This is a genomic window from Streptomyces niger, assembly GCF_000718305.1.
Classification (GTDB): domain Bacteria; phylum Actinomycetota; class Actinomycetes; order Streptomycetales; family Streptomycetaceae; genus Streptomyces; species Streptomyces niger.
The window spans coordinates 1-17,823 of the sequence record NZ_JOFQ01000036.1 but is presented as its reverse complement, the minus strand read 5'-3'; the positions used below and the strand labels follow the sequence as shown (position 1 = coordinate 17,823).

The window sequence follows — 17,823 nt, the reverse complement described above, 5'->3', positions numbered from 1 at the left end:
CCGTCGCACCGGCAATCGCCGTCGATGGAACCGGCGCAACCGTTGGACCGCGTGGCGAGCATCCAGGCCGACTGGCGCCGCGAACGGCCCGACCTCGACGTCAGCCCACAAGGAGTGATCGGCCGACTGCACCGCCTGGCCGACCGGCTCACCGAGGAACTCTGTATCGTCTACGGCCGCTACGGTCTCGGTGAGGGGGAGTTCGACGTCCTGTGCGCACTGCGTCGCGCCGGTGAGCCCTACGAGCGGGCACCCGGCGAGCTCGCCGCGCACACCATGGTCACCACCGGCGCGATGACGAAGAGAATCGACCGCCTGGAGCGCGCCGGACTCGTCACCCGCCGCCGGTCCGGCGACGATCAGCGGGGCCGGATCGTCGCCCTCACCAGGCCTGGACGCGAACTGATCGACCAGGCCTTCACCGACCACATGCACAACGAACGCCGCCTGCTGGATCTGCTGACACCCGCCGAGGCCGAGTCCCTCGAAACGCTGCTCACCACCTGGCTCTCCCGTATGGAACGCCCGCCGCGACCTTCACAGGCAGCGAATGAGGGGCAACGGGGCGGGGGAGGGGGCCACTCGTAATTGCGTGGACAACTCCTCGCCGGACCGGCAAAGTGACCGCTCGTGACGAGTAGTGAGCTGTGGAGCCGTGTGACCGCCGATCGTTACGACGCCGAGGAGGGCGAGATGTCCTCGGCCGCTGTGCTCGGGCCTACGGTCGCTTTCCTCGCCGAACTCGCCGGGGACGGGCGGGCGTTGGAGTTCGCCATCGGGACCGGGCGAGTGGGCGTACCACTCCGGGAACGTGGCGTGCCCGTTGTGGGCATCGAGCTGTCCGAGCACATGGCAGCGGTCCTGCGGCGCAAGGTGGACGAAGAAACGCTCCCGGTCGCCGTCGGCGACATGGCCACGACCGTCGTCCCTGGCCAGTTCACCCTGGTCTATCTCGTCTACAACACGATCACGAACCTGCTGACGCAGGACGAGCAGGTCGAGTGCTTCCGCAACGCCGCACGTCACCTGGCGCCTGGCGGCCGATTCGTCATCGAGCTGGGTGTGCCGCCGTTGCGCTTCCTGCCGCCCGGGCAGGTCGCGGTGCCGTTCGACGTCTCCGAGCAGCACCTGGGCTTCGACACCTTCGACCTCGTCGAGCAGGTACTCGTCTCACATCACTTCACCCACGATGGCGAGGACAGCCGCTACCGCCGCGACAGCTCCCGGCATCGGTACGCGTGGCCGGCGGAGCTCGACCTGATGGCGCGGATCGCGGGGCTCGAACTGGAACGGCGCGTCGCTGACTGGGACGGGGCGCCGTTCACCCAGGATTCGGCGAAGCACATCTCCGTGTGGCGCAAGCCGGTCTGAGGTCGCCCATCCCCACCTTGCCCTGCCCACTGAGCCCGGCCGGGTGTGTCGGTCGGCCCGGCCGGGGCGATGGCAGGCTGCAGGAAGTGAAGCTGGTCAGTAGGTGAAGTAGGTCAGGAGGTGAAGCTGGTCAGGAGGTGAAGCAGGTCAGGAGGGATGCGGTGAGGGCGGCGCGGGTGGTCATGCCGGATACGGTGGCGTGTTCGGTACGGGCGTGTGCGCCGCCGCCGACGGCGCCGAGTCCGTCGAGTACCGGCGTGCCCGCGGTCTGAACGAAGTTGCCGTCGCTGGCTCCGCCCACGGCGGCCTCGCGCAGATCGAGGCCGAGCGGTGCGGCGCAGGCGCGGGCCAGCGTGTAGAGATCGGCGACGCCTTGGGTGCGTTCGAAGACCGGACGGTTCCAGTCGCCGGTGACCCGCACCGTGGTTCCGGGGTTCGCAGGTTCCCGTACCGCTAGGGCTGCGGTGATGCGTTGTTGTTCGGCCGCGTTGGCCACCCGGACATCGAGATCGGCGACGGCCTGCCCGGCGGTGACGTTGCTGCGGGTCCCACCGTGCACGACACCGACATTGACGCTGGTACCGGCAGCGAGGTCGGTGAGATCGGCGAGATCGAGGATCTGGTGGGCGGCCTCGTGGACGGCGCTGGCTCCGGCGGTGGGGTCAAGCCCGGCGTGGGCCTCCTGGCCCTGCACGGTGAGGCGGAAGAGGCCGACCCCCTTACGTGCGGTCTTCAGGGCGCCCTCGGCGCTGGCTTCGAAGACGAACGCGGCGCGAGAGGCGCGGGCTTCGGCGATGATGGTTTCGCTGGAAGCGAGGCTGCCGGTCTCCTCGTCACCGTTGAGCAGCAGAGTGCAGGCGGGGCGCGGCAGGCTCAGGGCGTCCAGTGCGCGCAGTGCCCATACGGCCTGCACCAGCCCGGCCTTCATGTCGAAGACACCGGGCCCGGTGATCAGGTCGCCCTCGCAGCGGAAGGGCCACTGAGCGAGTGTTCCGGTGGGCCAGACGGTGTCGTAGTGGCACAGCAGCAGCAGTGGCCGTGGGTCGCTGTCGCCCGCCGGGCCGGTGGCGGCGTAGCGGCGTATCAGGATGTCGCCCGCTCCCTCCTGGGGCAGCAGTTCCTCGGCGTCGGGCGCGCCGAGCGCCGTATCGAGCCATTGCCGTAGCCACCGCAGACAGGCCCGCAGGGCCTCGGGATCGTCGCTGGGGCTCTCCAGACGGGTGTAGGCGGCCAGATCGGCAACCATGTCCTCCTGGTGCGCGGTCAGCCAGGCGTGCACCGCCTCGGCCTCTTCCGGGGCGAGGGCCGGTTGCGTTGGCAGCTCCGTGGCGGGCTGCGGGGCACCCTCGGCGGCACACCCCGAGGCATGCCCCGCGGCGAGTGCGTCCAGGGCATCCAGGCGGGCTTCGCTCATGCCTTCCGGTGCCCCCTCCAGCTCCTTCAGACCGCCGACCACGGCGTGCAGTACGGGGGTGGTGACCCCGGCCCGTCCGGCCTCCGCGAAGACGGTTTCGTAGTGGGTCGTGACCTCGATGGGGCGGTGGCGTACGGCCAGGTCGCGCCAGATGCCGCTGCGGTTCTTGGGCTGGGTACGCAGCCACGCGGTCAGCCGTGCGGTGGCGTCCGCCCGCGCGGCGGGGTCGGCGGAGCGCCGGAAGGCCAGGGCATCGAAGGCGTCGAACGGCTCCAGCCGCACGCCGAGCGCATCGGCGACGTCGAAGACTTCCTGGGCCACGGTGTGCATGGCGGCGGGGTGCCGGTCGATGAGGTCGGCCATCGCGTCGTCGGCGAGCGCGGTCGCCGCCAGCATGGCGCCGAAGCCGGCCTTGGCCCACAGGTAGCCCTCGACGTTGTCGCTCGTCTCGGCGCCCGTACCGGGATGCAGATCGGCGATCAGGGCGCGCACCCGGTCACCGGTGGGGGCGCCGTCCGGCGCACCGATGACGAGGGCGCCGGGGCCGCCGTCGCGGATCATGCCGGGCTCGGCGACGTCGGCGAAGATGTTGACGAACGCCGCGACGGTGCGGGCGGCCCCGATGTGCTCGGCGATGAGCGGTTCGTTGAAGCCGTTCTGTACGGAGACGACGAATCCGTCCGCCGCCAGGCGGGGCGCGATCCAGCGGATGGCGGTCTCGGTGGCCTGGGCCTTCACCGCCAACAGCACCTCGTGCAGGGGCCCTTCGAACTCCTCGGGGGTGCAGGCCTGCAGGTGGGCGATGTCTGTGGCGCCGTCGTGGCGCAACATGCGCAGCCCGTGCTCGCGGATGGCGGCGACATGGGCCCGGTCGCTGTCGACGAGGGTGACGGGGTGTCCGGCGCGTGCCAGTGCGAACGCGAGGGTGCCGCCGATGGCGCCACCGCCGACCACGGTGCGGGCCCGTATGGGCTCCACGGTCATGAGACGTCCTTACGGTCGAAGAGTCGAACAAGGGAAGGGCCGGCTGGAGAGGCAGGAGCAGGGCCCGGTCAGGAAGGGGTGAGCTCAGGACCAGATGAGCTCAGGACCAGGTGAGCTCAGAATGAGGTGAGTTCAGGACCAGGTGAGCTCAATGAGGTGAGTTCAGGACCAGGCGAGCCCAGGATGAGATGAGCTCAGGACCAGGAGGGGGCGGGGCCCAGGCGGGGCAGGTGGGCGGCGCCGGCATTGGAGCCGCCGTCGACGCGCAGCACCTCGCCGGTGATCCACTCAGCCTCGGGGCCGGCGATCCAGCGGACCGCGCGGGCGATGTCGGCGGGGCTGCCCGGGCGGCCCAGCGGGTTCCGGGAGACGATCTCCGCGTACTCGGATGCGACCGGATTGACGTCGCTGTCGACCGGCACGAAGCCGGGGCTGACGGCGTTCACGCGGATGCCGTAGGGGCCGAGTTCGAGCGCGGCGGCCCGGGTCGCCATCTCCAGCGCCGCCTTGGTCGCCGCGTACGGTCCGCCGCCGGGGCGGGAGCGCAGTGCCGCGCCGGAGGAGATGTTCACAACGGAGGCGGCGCGGCCGGCTTCGATGGCGCGGCGGCCGAGCTCGGCGGTGGCCAGTACCGGAGCGCGGGTGTTGAGCGCGAAGAGACGGTCCCAGCCGGCGGCGGTCACGTCCAGCATGTCGATCGAGGGATAGACACCGGCGGCGTTGACCAGCACGTCGAGTGGACCATCGGTTTCCCAGGCGGCGGTCACAGCCGCGGCCGGGGCGACGGTTTCGCTCAAGTCCAGGACCTGAGCCGTCACGCGTACGCCGTACCGTTCCCGCAGTTCGTCGGCCGTGCGTGCCAGTGGTTCGGCATCCCGGTCCACCAGCGTCAGTGCCGGAGTCGGCGTGCCCTCGTCGGGACGCGGACGGTCCCGCTCGCTCCGGCCGCGGGCGTACTCCTCGGCGATGGCCCTGCCGATGCCGCGGGCAGCGCCGGTGACCAACACGTGCGAGCCACTCAGACGTGCACCCATCGGTGCTCTCGGCGGTGTGGTGAACGCTGCCATCAGTCGAACTCCTTGTCCTTGGTCTCCGGCATCGTCAGATACACGACGAGGGAGACCAGCGAGGCGGCGGCGACGTACAGCCACAGCCAGTCGCGGTGCCCGGCCTCGTTGAGCCAGGTGGTGACGTACGGCGCGGTACCACCGAACACGGCGACCGCCAGTGCGTAGGGCAGGGCGATGCCGGTGGCGCGGACCTCGGGCGGAAACTGCTCGGCCATGATGACCGCGCAGTTCGCGGAGTAGCCGAGGATCAGCAGCATGCCCGCGAGCTGCACCAGGAAGAGGCTGAGGAAACTGCCGCTCATCAGATGCAGCAACGGCCAGGCCAGCACCACGAACCCGGCGGCGAAGACCGACATGGTCAGCTTGCGCCCGAAGCGGTCGGAGAGCAGCCCGGCGAAGGGCAGCAACACCACGAAGACGACGAGGCACAGGGTCTGTGACAGCAGGGCCTTGCTGAGTGGGATGCCGGTGGCCAGATTGGCGTACGTGGGCAGGTAGTTGACCCAGATGTAGTACGTGAGCGTGCCGGCGATGGTGATGCCCGCGACCCGCAGCGCGGCAGCGGGATGCTCGACGAACATGGCCTTGAGCGGGTTGACCCTGGCCTGTCCTGCCTCCCGCGCCCGGGTGAAGGAGGCGGTGTCCTCCACCGACACCCGCAGCCACAGGCCCAGCAGTCCGAGCAGCCCGCCGGCGATGAACGCGACCCGCCAGCCCCACGAGTGCAGTGCCTCGTCGCTGAGGAAGGAGGTGACGAGGGTGCCCAGCAGCGAGGCGATCAGCACCCCGCCGGCGACCGACACCTGCTGCCAGGATCCGGCGAAGGCCCGCCTCCCGCGCGCCGCGGACTCGACCAGGAACGCCGAGGACGAGCCGAACTCACCGCCCGCGGAGAAGCCCTGCACCAGCCGCGCCAACAGCAGGACGACAGGCGCGATGATGCCCACGGTCTCGTAGCCGGGGGTGAGCGCGATGATGAAGGATGCCCCGGCCATCAGCGCGATGGTGAGGGTCATGCCTTTCTTGCGGCCGTGCCGGTCGGCGTACGCGCCAAGGAAGGCGGCACCCACCGGACGCATCACGAAGCCGACGGCGAAGACCGCGAGGGTGGCCAGCAGCGCGACGGCCCCCTCGGATTTCGCGAAGAACACCTCGGAGATGATTTTCGCGAAGATCGAGTACAGCGCCCAGTCGACCCACTCGACGGTATTGCCGATGGTTCCGGCGAGGATGGCCTTGCGCTGGGCGCGGGTCAGCTTCTGGCGCGGTGCGGTGGCACCGGCGGATATCGCCGCCGCCGCGGCGGGTGTGGGTCTCATCGGGCACGCTCCGGGGAGGGCGAGTCGGGACGGGAGGGGAGCTGCGTGCCGGCCGCGTCGCCGAGCTGGGCGCGGGCCACATCGGCGAGCTGGGCATGGGTGGCGTACCAGACGCCGGCGTGGGCACCGATGTGATCCAGCAGTTCGCGCAGGATCACCAGGCGCGAACGGTGACCGATGACGTGCGGGTGCAAGGTCAGCTGAAAGACGCCACCCTCCCGGTAGGCCGCGTCGAACTCGTCCTTCCAGATCTCCAGCACATCGCGGGGCCGCGTGTAGGGGCGCACCCCCGTGTAACGGTCCATGGTGAAGTACGGCGCGTCATCACGGATCCAGTCCACCGGGATCTCGACCAGGCCTGTGGCGCGCCCCTCGGCCACCACCTCGTACGGCTCGTCGTCGGCCATCAGGGAGGAGTCGTAGGCGAATCCCAGGTCGAGGATCGTCTGCAGTGTGGAGTCGGAGAAGTCCCAGGACGGTGTGCGGATGCCTGTGGGTCGGGTGCCGGTCAGTTCGGTGAGGGTGTCCAGTGCGCGGCTGATCAGGATGCGTTCGTCCTCGGCCGCCAGCAGTGTGTTGCGCTCGTGGATCCAGCCGTGCACGGCGACTTCGTGGCCCTCTTCGGCGTACTGGCGCACCTCCTCGGGGTGCAACAGCGCGGAGACGGCGGGCATGAAGAACGTCGCGGGCACGCCTCGGCGTTCCAGCAGCTCCAGAATGCGTACGGCACCGACCCGGGCGCCGTACTCACCCTGCGCGAGTCGCCCGGGACTGGTCTCCCCGTCACGCAGCGGGATCGTCTCGTGGTCGGAGTCGAAGGACAACGCCACGGCCACCCGCGACTCGCCGGGCCAGCGCGCCGGGGCGAGCGGGCGCCCGGCGCGCACCGCCTCGACGTGCCCGCGCCACACCGATTCCGGCCACTGCCAGGAGGGGACCTGCGCGGGGTCGGAAACGGACGCATGGGAAGCAGCACTGGCAGGGGAAGCGGTACTGGAATGCGGAGCAGCACTGGAACGGGAAGCAGTTGCACTGGAACGGGAAGCAGGATTCGACATGGTGCCTCTCCGGTTGGGGGCGAGTGAGGGAGGGCGAGGGGAAGGAAATGGCGGGGCGGGAGGGATCGGCAGGGGGAAGGGAATGGCCGGGGAAAGACGTAGAGGCGGTGGAGAGAGTGAAGGGACGTGAGCGTGACGGAGCGGAGGGGCAGGCTCAGGTGAACTGGTCCATACGGGTCCACGCGCCCTTGAGGGTGACGAGGTGAAGGGTGATGTCGGAGGCGTCGAGACCGGGGAGCGCCCCGATCACCTCATCGGTGTAACGGAACAGGTCGGTGCGGCGCGGTAGCACCATGTGCCCGACCAGGTTGAACCGGCCCGTGGCGGCGGCCAGGAACTTGGTGCCGGGGTGCTCCGCGAGCTGCCGCCCCGCCGCCTCCAACCGCCCCGGCTCGATGGACAGCCAGAGCATGAACTCGGCCTCGTACCCCAGCAGTGCGGGTTCCACCAGGGTGCGGAAGTGCAGACTGCCTCGCTCGACCAACCGGTCCAGTGCCCGCGCGACGCTGGACTCGTTGCGGTCGAGAGTCCGGGCCAGGGCGCTGACGGGCAGCCGCCCGTCCTTGGCCAGTTCCGTGACGACGGCGTTCTCCAGCGGGGACAGCGGCTTTGGTGCTTGGTCCCAGCCGGTCCGCTCATACGGAAGGGAGCGTGCGGGACGCAGGTCGGCCACCGCCTCGGGTGGCAGCAGGCCGGTGTCCCACAGCGCCGCCGAGGTGAAGGTGCGGATCACCGCGACATGCTCCGTGCCGGTGATCAGGTCCGCGCCCGGCAGCTCGGCGTGCAGCAGACGCAGCAGTTCCTCGTTGTCCCGCGCCACGAAGTCGACGATCAGATCGGCGGCGCCCGTGACGAGCGCCAGGAAACGTACTTCCGGGCGTTCGGCCAGCAGCTCCGCCAGCTGGAGGCCTTTCCCGGGCCGGGCCTGGGCCCGCACCAGCATCGAGGACGCCGAACCCGTCCGGTCCAGCTCCACGGCGCCGACCACATGCACCAGTCGCCGCTCGCGCAACGAGTTGAACCGGCGTTGCGCCGTCGACTCGCTCGTCCCCGCCCAACGGGCGATCTTGCTCCACGGCGCACGCCCACTGAGCTGCAGCGCCGCAATGATGCGGCGATCCAGCTCATCGATCATGTCGGCGCTCGCTCGCGGAATCATGGCCGAGACGGTAGGCAGCGGACAGACGACCGTCAATGCTGGAATTCCTCATCGCGTGAACTTCGAAGCGCGAAATCCAGCGTCTTCGGGTGCTGAGTGAGGGATACGCCCAAGTCGGCGACGGAGGATCGAGTGGTGACGCCGTGCGGGAATCCGGCATCACCGGTTCGAGAATGAGATGGCCGGGGTGGAGTGAGGCGGAGCGGGGCGGGGTGGGGCGGGGCGGAGCTGAGTGGAGTGAAGTGAGGCGGGGCGGAGTGGGCGGGGCGTCGGCAAGCCGGTCATGTTGCATGACCGGTCATGTTGCATGACACCGATGCGGCGTCACTCGATGCTGCCCTGCGTCGGCCGGGCGCGGTGTCCGGCAGGCAGCAGATGGCCGAGGCCGAGGCCGGTCGGTGGCGGCAGAGGTGTGTGCGCGGCATCGGCGCGAAAGGAGTCGAGCAGATAGCTGACCAGGCGCCGTGAGGCCGCCGCGGGATCGGGTGTGGCGCTGAGCGCGTTGTTGGCGAGCAGTACCACCGTCAGATCCGAGGGATGGAAGTCCGTGCGCAACGCCCCCGCGCGTTGTGCCCTGCGGACCAGGGCAGCGAATCCACGCTCGCCCTCCAGCCGACGCCGGGAATGGTCCGCTGCCGCGTCCGGAAAGGCGTTGAGGAACGCCTCCGTGAAGCCGCGCTCGGCCGCTTGCAGAGCGCACACCTTCTCGATCACGTGGCAGAAGCCGCGCCAGGGGTCGGGGTCGTCCAGCGCCTCGTCCAGGGCCGCCGAACACGCCTGGAGCTGGTCGGCGAAGATCTCCCTGATCAGCTCGTCACGGGTGGGGAAGCGGCGGTAGAGCGTGGCGACGCCCACCCCGGCCTTGCGCGCGATGGTCGCCATGGGTACCTCGACCCCGTGCCAGGTGAAGGCCTCGCGGGCGGCCTCGATGATCCGCTGCCGGTTGCGCTCCGCGTCCGCGCGCAACCGAGAGGGTTTCGCGTCGATCTCTCTCACCTCCGGCTCAAGTGGACGATGGCGTCCACTTACCACCGTACGGTCGATCGTAAAGGCGCGTAGAGGCCCGTAGAGGCGAAGACGATGCGATGGACGGCCCCGTGGACGGCGCCGTGGACGGCCCCGTGGACGGCGCGATGAATGGCGAGGTGAGTACCGCATGACCGAGATGATGCGAGCCGCACTGTACGACCGTTTCGGCGGCCCCGAGGTGCTGTACGTGGGCGAGGTGCCCAAGCCCGTACCCGGACCCGGCGAGGTGCTGGTGAAGGTCGGTGCGATGAGTATCAACGGCGGTGAGCTGCACGCTCGCGCCGGCCGGTTCAAGGCCGTCACCGGCAGGAAGTTCCCGCTGCGCACAGGCCTGGACTTCGCCGGCGAGGTAGCCCAGCTCGCCTCCCCCGTTGCTGGGCTCGCCGTGGGGGATCGGGTCTGGGGCATCCTGCCGCGTTCCTCCGGCTTCGGCAGCGCAGCGGAGTACGTCGCCGTCCGACCGGAGCAGATGTCCCGGAGCCCCAAGGGACTCGACCCCGTCGAAGCCGTGGCGATGCCCGTGGGCACCACGGTTATCACCGCCCTGCGGGACAAGGCGCGGCTGCGCCCCGGCGAGCGTCTCCTGGTGCGCGGGGCGGCCGGGGGAGTGGGCAATGTGGCAGTCCAGTTGGGTAAGGCGATGGGAGCAGAGGTCATGGGTCTCGCCCGCGCGGAATCCCTGGCCCTGGTCCGCGAACTGGGCGCCGACGAGGCACTGGACTACCGCGCCACCACGCCCGCCGACCTGGGCCGCTACGACGTGGTCCTGGACACTGTCGGCAAGGACCTCCCCGACTACCGCAGGCTGCTCGCTCCGGGCGGACGCATGGTGGCCATCGCCTTCGACATCGACAGGATTGCCGCCTCCCTCGGCTACATCCTCGCCAGCGCCGTCCACGGCCGCAGCCGGGTGCGCTTCTTCAGTGGCAATCCGAAGACCGAGCTCTTCAACGAACTGACGTCATACGTCGAGCAGGGCACGCTCCGACCGATCGTGGACACCGTCTTCCCGCTGGCGGACATCGCCGACGCCCATCGCGCACTGGAGGCAGGCGGTGTGCGCGGCAAGTACGTCGTACGCATCGCCTCCTAGGCCACCTAGACAACCACTCGTGACCTGCCGCGCAAGCCGCGCGACCAACGCAACGCGCGCAAGCCGCGCGAGCGTACGAGCCGCCCGGGTGCCGGCCCGGCGATCAGAGGTGGGCGCGTTCGCGTGTCCCGATTCCGTGCCGTGAGGCTGTAGTCCGAGAGCGAGGGGGCAGAGGTGCCCCCACCGGCGGCGCATCTCAGCGGGCCAGTAGGTCCCGGATGGTTGCCGTGATCTCGTCCGGTGCTTCCTCGGCCATGAAGTGCCCCGCCCGGGTCAGTCGGTGGTCGAGGGTGGGGGCCCACGCCTTCCACACCTCGGCGGCGTCGTAGCCCAGCTGCGCGCCCCAGTCCTGCTGGACGACCGACACCGGCATGGCCAGCTGCGATCCGGCGTCGAGGTCCGCTTGGTCGTGCACGATGTCGACGTTCGCCGAGGCCCGGTAATCCGCGACGATCGACGTGACCGCGGCGGCGCTCGCCCGCAGGTACTCGGCGCGTACCTCCTGCGGCATGGCGGCGGGATCGTTGGACCAGGCGTCGAGGAACGAGCCGAAGAACGCCTCCGCGCTGTTGGCGATCATCGTCTCGGGCAGACCGGGCGGCTGCGCCATGAGGAAGAGGTGATAGCCGACCGCTGCCGACGCGCCATGCAGGACGTTCCACATGTCGAGCGTCGGCACGATGTCGAGCAGCCCGAGGTGCGTGATGGTCTCGGGGTGGTCCAACGCCGCTCGGAAAGCGACCAGGGCGCCTCGGTCGTGGCCGACAAGGGCGAAGCGCTCATGGCCGAGCTCCGCCATGAGGGCCATGATGTCGGCGGCCATGGTGCGCTTGGCGTACACGTCGGGTGCGGTGGCCGCCGGCTTGTCACTGGCGCCGTAGCCCCGCAGGTCGGGGCAGATCACCGTGCGCTCGGCGGCGAGCTGCGCGGCGACGTGTCGCCACATCAGGTGGGTCTGCGGAAAACCGTGCAGCAGTACGAGTGGACTGCCACTGCCACTGCCACTGCCACTGCCACTGCCACTGCCACTGCCACTGCCGTTGCCGTTGCCGCCAACGGCGGCGGCCAGTTCCACGCCGTCCGCACCGGGCAGGCGGAGGCGGTCGAAGCCGGGGATGGTGAGCGTCATCGGGCATCTTCTTTCTGGGCGGAAGTCGCGTAGGGATGAGGTACGCGAAGGAGGCACTGACGGGATCAACCTGGCCGACGGCGATCAGCATTCGATCAGTGCGGTGGGGTGCTGCCGATTCCAGATGCAGAGAATGGGGGCATGCGAATCGACGTGCTCGGTGCCGTGCGTGCCTTCGGCGACGACGGTGGCCCCATCGACCTGGGCGGCCCCCGCCATCGGGAGGTACTCGCCCGGCTCGTCGCCTCCGAGGGGCGGATGGTCACCACCGACACCCTTGTCGACGATCTGTGGACCGACCCGCCCGCCCGCGCTGTGGGCGCCCTGCGCACGTTCGTTGCCGCCCTGCGCCGCGCCCTCGAGCCCGATCGGCCGCCGCGCGACCCACCACGCGTGCTCGTCACCGAAGGTTCCGGCTACGCGCTCCGCCTGCCCCGTGAGCGGGTGGACGCACACCGATTCGAGGACGCCCTGGTCCAGGCCCGGCGTACCCCCGCCGCGGTGACCGGCCTCGGCTCGGCGCTCGCCTCCTGGCGCGGACCGGCCTACGCCGACGTACCGGCTTCTGCATGGGTCCAGCGCGAGCGGGCACGGCTGGAGGAGTTGAGACTGGAAGGGGTGGAACTGCGCGCCCGAATCCTCCTCGACTCCGGGGAAGGCGCCGACCTGGTCGCCGAACTCGGTGCCCACGTCGCCGAACATCCGTGGCGGGAGCCGGCCTGGGGCCTCCTCGCCCGCGCACTCCACCGCGCGGGACGCCAGGCGGACGCGCTGGCCGCCCTACGCCGCGCCCGTACGATGCTCGTCGATCAACTCGGGATCGACCCCGGTGCCGAACTCCAGCGTCTGGAGACGGACATCCTCAACGGCTCGGATCACCTCGAAGGCACACGTCCCGCGTGGGCCGTACCCGGTGTGCGGCTCGGCCCGCGCACCACGGTGGAACTGGCGCGCACCCTCGCTCTGGCGGGTGGCGACGCCCTCGTCCACTCGCGGCGCGACCGCCTCGCCGCCGTCCAGGCGGCGGAACGCACGGGAGACCTGTCCCTGACCGCCCGGATCATCGGCGCCTACGACGTGCCCGCCATCTGGAGCCGTGCCGACGACCCCGGGCAGTGCCGTGCCGTCGTCGCGGCCGCCGAGCGCACGCTCGCCGCGCTCGGCTCCGACGGCCCCGCCGACCTGTCCGCCCGACTTCTGGCCACGATCGCCGTCGAGAGCCGCAGCGCTGACCTGTCCGAAACCGAGTCGCGGCGCGCACAGGAGGCGGCGCGGCAGGCCGAGTCGCTGGCACGGGACCTGGCCGACCCCGCCCTGCTGGCCTTCGCCCTCAACGGGGTGTTCCTCCAGTCGTTCAGCCGTCCCGGGCTCGCGGCGGCCCGAGACGCGATCGGCGCCGAGATCCTCGACCTCGCCACCCGGTACGGACTGCCGAACTATGCCGTACTGGGCCGGCTCATCCGGCTGCAGTCGGCCTCGGCCCTCGGCGACCTCGACGCCGCTACCTCGCACGCCGAAGCCGCCGAACGGATCGCCGCCACCACCGAGGCACCTCTCGTCCCGGTCCTGACCGACTGGTTCCGGGCCCGGGCCGCGGCCGCCCGCAGCACCGAACCCGGCGGGCCGACCGCCGCCACGGCCGCGGCCCGGTACCGCACTGCCGAGGGCGCCCTGCAGGCGGCCGGGATGCCGGGGTTGCACCGAGGCCTGTTCCCGCTCGCCCTCCTGGGCCTGCGCCTGCTGCACGACCGGCCCGCACCCACCGACCCGCGCCTCGACTGGGGCCCGTACCGGCCGTGGACGCACCCCCTCGTGCTGCTTGCGCAGGACCGTGGGGAGGAGGCCCGCGCCGCCCTCGCCGCGGTGCCCGAACCACCGCGGGACCACATGCAGGAGGCCATGTGGTGCCTGATCGCCCGCGCCGCCGTACGCCTGGCCGAGCCGGCAGTCGCCGCACGCGCCGCGACGGCCCTGCGCGATGCCCGCGCGGAACACGCCGGCGCGGCCAGCGGAATGGTGACGCTGGGCCCGGTGTCGCGGTACCTCACGGAGGCCGAGGCATGCGCCGGACGGGGGTGAAGGCGGTGGTCGGCGGGACGGGGCGGTGAAACGGGGTGGCGAAACGCGGGTGATGGGGGCGATGGGAGTGATGGAGAGGAGCGCCAGGAGGACGCAGACTCTTCGGGCAGCGGGCAGCGGGCAGCGGGCAGCGGGCAGCGGGCAGCGGGCAGCGGGCAGCGGGCAGCGGGCACCGGGCTCACGGCTCGTGCGGCGGGCGCAGTGCGTCGACGATCAGGTCCAGGAGCTGGTCGACCTTGTCCGGTGAGTCGGTGGCGGTGGTGGAGAGGAACACACCGAGGATCATCATGGTGACGGCCTCCGGGTCGACATCCTGGCGCAGCGAGCCGGCCTCGGCGCCGCTGCGCAGCATCATGGCGATGGTGGCGGTGATGCGTTCTCGCGTGGCGGGTGTGGCAATGCTTCCCGAGGCCCAGCCCGCGCGCAGGGTGTCGGTCATGCCGCGCTTGATCTTGAAGAACGCCGCGTACCGGGTCATCCACGCACGCAGTGCGGCCGCGGGCTCCAGCTCTTCCAGGAGCGGTGGTGCGCTGGCGACGACCTCGTCGAGTTCGGCGGCGTAGACGGCCTCCACGAGCGCCTCGCGCGTGGGGAAGTGCCGGTAGAGGGTGCCGATGCCGACGCCGGCCGCGCGGGCCACGGCATCCAGGGGGACGGCGTCCGGCGTTGCGGCGAACGCTTCTCGGGCTGCGGAGAGGAGACGGTCGCGGTTGCGCCGTGCGTCTGCGCGTGCCGGCCGCCCGGGGGCCGCGGCGTTGCGAGCGGATGCCGTGGTTTCGGACTCAGACAAAACGGAGGCCCTCCGGTTAGTGGTACGGTGCGTGAAACGGAGTTACTCCGTTTTTCCCATGGTCCCACGCGAAGGAGAACACCCATGGCTTCCCCCGCCCGATCTCCTCAGCTCACCCCCTCCGGCGCGCAGCGTGCCGGAGGCTCCGGGCAACTCGCGGGCCGTACCGTCTCCCGGATCGGCTTCGGCGCGATGCAGCTGGAGCGCCTGCGCGGTGAGCGCAAGACGGCGGTCGCGCTGCTGCACCGCTGCATCGAGCTGGGCATCGATCACATCGACACCGCCCAGTTCTACGGCCACGGCTTCGTGAACGAGGTGATCCGCGAAGCCATCCGCGCCCAGGACGACGTCATGGTGGTCAGCAAGGTCGGCGCCGAGCCCGACCCCGACGGCCCGCTTCCCCTCCGCCTGGCCCAGCGCCCCGAACAGCTGCGGGCCGCCGTCGAGGAGAACCTGGCGACCCTCGGCATGGAGCAGATCCCCCTCGTCAACCTCCGCCGCACCGACACGGGCCCCGGCCTGCGTGCCGAGGGCGACCAGGTCATCGACCTCGATGACCAACTCGCGGTGATGACCGCCCTGCGCGACGAAGGCAAGATCGGCGCGATCGGCCTCAGCAGCGTCTCCCTCGACGTGCTCCGCCGCGCCCTGCCCGCAGGCATCGCGTGCGTTCAAAACGCCTACAGCCTCCTGGCCCGCGACGATGAGGACATGCTCCGCCTGTGCCTCGAAGAAGACATCGCCTGGGTTCCCTACTTCCCCCTCGGCAGTGCTTTCGACGGCATGCCGAAGGTGACCGACGAGCCCGCCGTCCGCGCCGCCGCACGCGACCTGAACGCCGCGCCCGCCCAGGTCGGCCTGGCCTGGCTGCTCCACCACGCCCCGAACGTGCTACTGATCCCCGGCACGGCCGACCCCGCACACCTGGAGGCGAACGTGCAGGCTGGAGCGCTCACACTCGACGAGGCCACCCTCTCCGCCCTGGACGCCGTCCCGTCCCGCACAGGAGACATCGCAATCGACTGAACCACCGCTGCGCCGCAGCCGCCGCCGGTCTCAGTTCGTGGCCCCGGCCCCGCCCTCGGCACGTTGCCGGTGTGCCTGGTGCGAGCGTCGCCCGTGACATCCTCCGAGCCGCGCTCGGCTTCCTACTCTCCGAAGGAACGTAATCCACCCTGGCTGTTGGCAGAGCGGTCCATCCCGGCTGTTGGCAGAAGAGTCCGACACATGGGCGAGGAGACGACGTACGAGCTCGCGGTCCAGCCTGCCGCGGTTCTCGGTCAGGACGGCAAGGTGCCGATGAATCCCGCGTCGGCCTGTTCGGTGTCTGCCTGCGTGCCGTGCCCCCGACTGACGACCGCGGCCCGATCGGCGTGAGTGCCGATCGGGCCGCGGTGCGTGGCGGTTTGCGTCAGGCTGTCGCACCGGCTTTGCCGGCGCGCGTCATGCGGAGTGCGGAGACGAGGAAGAAGACGCCTCCGAGGAAGGCGTAGCCGGCGAGGCTGCTCAGCGAGGCGTCATCGCTGCCGGCCTGCGCGAAGAACGATGCGCCGGCGAGGGTGGAGATGGCGCCACTGGCGATCATCGCCCACTGGCCTCCCAGCTGACGTCGAAGGGCGCCGACGACGAGCTGGACGAGCCCCGCGGTGATGGCCCAGACGCCCCAGACCCGCAGGACGGCGGGTATGCCGGACGTAGCGGCGAGGGCCAGGCCGATGCCGGTCAGCGTGCTCAGCGCGATGTTGAGGTACAGACTTCGGACCGGACCGCCGTTCGCCTTGGCGGACCGTAGGTCGACGACCGCGGCCGCCACGTCGAAGAGGGGGTAGATCACCAGCAAGGCCGCACTCAGCGGGCCCAGCTTCGAAGCGGTCATGAACAGGAGCCCGGCCCACACGGCGGCGAACGCGAAGCGCAGGAAGTACAGCTTGCGCAGGGCCGCGGAAGTGTTGGGAGAGGCAGTGGCGGAGGTGGGCTCGATGAGGGTGTCCATGGGAGTGCCTTCCTAGGGCGGAGCGGAGAGGAGCGGTGTGGGGCAGGGCGGTGCGATGCGGTGCGGTGCGTCTCCGGAGTGTGGGATCCCTGGAGATCTCATGCGAGGGAGAACGTTCTGTCTCGTTGAATGATGCGCGGGGAGGCCCTTCGAGTCAAGACCGAACGTTCTCCCTCGCGTTACGTAGACTGGGGGCATGACGCGGACCACCAACGCCACCAGCGGCAAGACCTCGGAAGCACGCACGCGACTGCTCAACACGGCGACCCGGATCTTCTACACGGAGGGCATCCACTCCGTCGGCATCGACCGGGTCATCGCCGAGGCGCAGGTGACCCGCGCAACGCTCTACCGACACTTCTCGGGCAAGGAAGACCTCGTCCTGGCCTACCTCGACCAGGCCGACCGGATGATGCGCGGACAGCTCGCCGATGCCCAGGCAGGCACCGGGTCGGCCGTCGACGCCGTGCGCGCCGTCGCCAAGGCCATCACCGACGGCATCCGGTCCCAGGGGTTCCGGGGATGCGCATTCCTCAACGCGGTGGCCGAGTATCCCGATCCGACCCACCCGGTTCACCAGGCCGTTCTGCGGCACCGGGAGTGGTTCCTCGACACCGTCACAGACCTGTTGGCGCGCATCGGTGACACTCCCGCAGATGCCGACGCGCGCCACCTGGTCATGCTGAGGGACGGTGCCATGGCGGCGGGCTGCCTCTTCGATCCGGCACTGATCGCCGACACCTTCCTGCGAGGAGTCGAAGGCATCGTGCAGAGCCGCATGCAGGCACGGACGCCGGTCGACTGATCTCCTCGGTGTGTCGATCGGCGAGGTGGCTCGAGGAGCTACCTGGCGGAGCGTGCGGTGGCTGGAAGTAAGCTTCCCGGGCTCGGCCCAGCCATGGGGGGGAGGCCCGCCTTGGGGGTGATTGACCTGATACTCCGTCATCGGCCCGCGACATCCGCGACAGCAGGGGCGGCGGCTCGCCGGGTAGGCAGGATTCTGGGACTGGTCGCCGTCGCGGTGGCTGCGCTGGCGGTGGTGCTGTTGCTGTCGCCACTGGTCCTGGACGACATCGCCAACTCCGGTGGAGCGGACTGGAACAGGCTCAGTGATATCGGTGCGGCATACGGCTTCACCTCGGCGATCGTTTCGGCGCTGGCGTTGGCCGGTGTGGCGGTTTCACTGGTCGTTCAGAACCGGCAGGCCAGGGCGGAGCAGGTCCAGGGGATCCGCAGTTAGAACTCCTAACGAAATGATCTTCGAGGTGGTTGGATCGCTCCGGGACTGATGATCTGGGGGCGTGGGGTGGCTCGGCCGAAGCCGTGGGAAGTCGA

At 70.4% G+C, this 17,823-nt stretch carries 16 protein-coding genes; 7 read left to right on the top strand and 9 right to left on the bottom strand.

Going from position 1 to position 17,823, the window contains the following annotated elements; translation table 11 throughout:
• The first annotated feature begins 24 nt into the window (after nucleotides 1-24).
• Nucleotides 25-588, top strand: coding sequence for a MarR family winged helix-turn-helix transcriptional regulator (locus tag IF20_RS35385; protein ID WP_052869560.1), 564 nt, complete (start codon nucleotides 25-27; stop codon nucleotides 586-588).
• Nucleotides 589-630: 42 nt separating this feature from the next.
• A complete protein-coding gene (locus tag IF20_RS35380) occupies nucleotides 631-1,371 on the top strand; it encodes a class I SAM-dependent DNA methyltransferase (RefSeq protein ID WP_052869559.1) in 741 nt (246 codons plus the stop codon).
• Nucleotides 1,372-1,501: 130 nt separating this feature from the next.
• Here the strand turns inward: IF20_RS35380 and IF20_RS35375 are convergent, their stop codons facing one another.
• The 6 genes from IF20_RS35375 to IF20_RS35350 all read right to left on the bottom strand — a co-directional run bounded on the left by IF20_RS35375 (nucleotide 1,502) and on the right by IF20_RS35350 (nucleotide 9,371).
• Nucleotides 1,502-3,769, bottom strand: coding sequence for a M20/M25/M40 family metallo-hydrolase (locus IF20_RS35375; protein ID WP_052869558.1), 2,268 nt, complete (start codon nucleotides 3,767-3,769; stop codon nucleotides 1,502-1,504).
• Nucleotides 3,770-3,963: 194 nt separating this feature from the next.
• A complete protein-coding gene (locus IF20_RS35370) occupies nucleotides 3,964-4,836 on the bottom strand; it encodes an SDR family NAD(P)-dependent oxidoreductase (protein WP_234426974.1) in 873 nt (290 codons plus the stop codon).
• Nucleotides 4,836-6,158, bottom strand: a complete 1,323-nt coding sequence (locus tag IF20_RS35365; protein ID WP_052869556.1) for an MFS transporter — start codon at nucleotides 6,156-6,158, stop codon at nucleotides 4,836-4,838. The genes IF20_RS35370 and IF20_RS35365 overlap by 1 nt, the downstream gene beginning before the upstream one ends.
• Complete coding sequence (locus IF20_RS35360) at nucleotides 6,155-7,045, bottom strand: polysaccharide deacetylase family protein (RefSeq protein ID WP_407702607.1); 891 nt, start codon at nucleotides 7,043-7,045, stop codon at nucleotides 6,155-6,157. The genes IF20_RS35365 and IF20_RS35360 overlap by 4 nt, the downstream gene beginning before the upstream one ends.
• Nucleotides 7,046-7,370: 325 nt before the next feature.
• Nucleotides 7,371-8,351 (bottom strand): Lrp/AsnC family transcriptional regulator, encoded by a 981-nt coding sequence (locus IF20_RS35355; protein ID WP_052869554.1) that lies wholly within the window; start codon nucleotides 8,349-8,351, stop codon nucleotides 7,371-7,373.
• Nucleotides 8,352-8,699: 348 nt separating this feature from the next.
• Entirely contained in the window at nucleotides 8,700-9,371 is a 672-nt protein-coding gene (locus IF20_RS35350; protein WP_234426973.1) for a TetR/AcrR family transcriptional regulator, read from the bottom strand.
• 160 nt (nucleotides 9,372-9,531) lie between these two features.
• Between IF20_RS35350 and IF20_RS35345 the strand changes: the two genes are divergently transcribed.
• Entirely contained in the window at nucleotides 9,532-10,497 is a 966-nt protein-coding gene (locus IF20_RS35345; protein WP_234426972.1) for an NAD(P)-dependent alcohol dehydrogenase, read from the top strand.
• A gap of 196 nt (nucleotides 10,498-10,693) precedes the next feature.
• Here IF20_RS35345 and IF20_RS35340 read toward each other — a convergent pair whose 3' ends face one another.
• Nucleotides 10,694-11,626, bottom strand: coding sequence for an alpha/beta fold hydrolase (locus IF20_RS35340; protein ID WP_052869552.1), 933 nt, complete (start codon nucleotides 11,624-11,626; stop codon nucleotides 10,694-10,696).
• 141 nt (nucleotides 11,627-11,767) lie between these two features.
• Between IF20_RS35340 and IF20_RS35335 the strand changes: the two genes are divergently transcribed.
• On the top strand, nucleotides 11,768-13,705 hold the full coding sequence (locus IF20_RS35335) for an AfsR/SARP family transcriptional regulator (protein ID WP_052869551.1): 1,938 nt from the start codon (nucleotides 11,768-11,770) through the stop codon (nucleotides 13,703-13,705).
• Nucleotides 13,706-13,883: 178 nt separating this feature from the next.
• Here IF20_RS35335 and IF20_RS35330 read toward each other — a convergent pair whose 3' ends face one another.
• The gene (locus IF20_RS35330) at nucleotides 13,884-14,495 is read right to left on the bottom strand and encodes a TetR/AcrR family transcriptional regulator (RefSeq protein WP_052869550.1); all 612 of its coding nucleotides are present in this window, start codon (nucleotides 14,493-14,495) and stop codon (nucleotides 13,884-13,886) included.
• Between the two features lie 84 nt (nucleotides 14,496-14,579).
• Between IF20_RS35330 and IF20_RS35325 the strand changes: the two genes are divergently transcribed.
• Nucleotides 14,580-15,521 (top strand): aldo/keto reductase, encoded by a 942-nt coding sequence (locus tag IF20_RS35325; RefSeq protein ID WP_052869549.1) that lies wholly within the window; start codon nucleotides 14,580-14,582, stop codon nucleotides 15,519-15,521.
• 385 nt (nucleotides 15,522-15,906) lie between these two features.
• Here IF20_RS35325 and IF20_RS35320 read toward each other — a convergent pair whose 3' ends face one another.
• A complete protein-coding gene (locus tag IF20_RS35320) occupies nucleotides 15,907-16,488 on the bottom strand; it encodes a hypothetical protein (protein ID WP_052869548.1) in 582 nt (193 codons plus the stop codon).
• Between the two features lie 196 nt (nucleotides 16,489-16,684).
• Here IF20_RS35320 and IF20_RS35315 point away from each other — a divergent pair, with 196 nt between their 5' ends.
• Together IF20_RS35315 and IF20_RS35310 are read left to right on the top strand one after the other, a co-directional pair.
• Nucleotides 16,685-17,293, top strand: coding sequence for a TetR/AcrR family transcriptional regulator (locus IF20_RS35315; protein WP_052869547.1), 609 nt, complete (start codon nucleotides 16,685-16,687; stop codon nucleotides 17,291-17,293).
• Nucleotides 17,294-17,410: 117 nt separating this feature from the next.
• Nucleotides 17,411-17,728, top strand: coding sequence for a DUF6082 family protein (locus tag IF20_RS35310; protein ID WP_234426976.1), 318 nt, complete (start codon nucleotides 17,411-17,413; stop codon nucleotides 17,726-17,728).
• Nucleotides 17,729-17,823 lie beyond the last annotated feature (95 nt).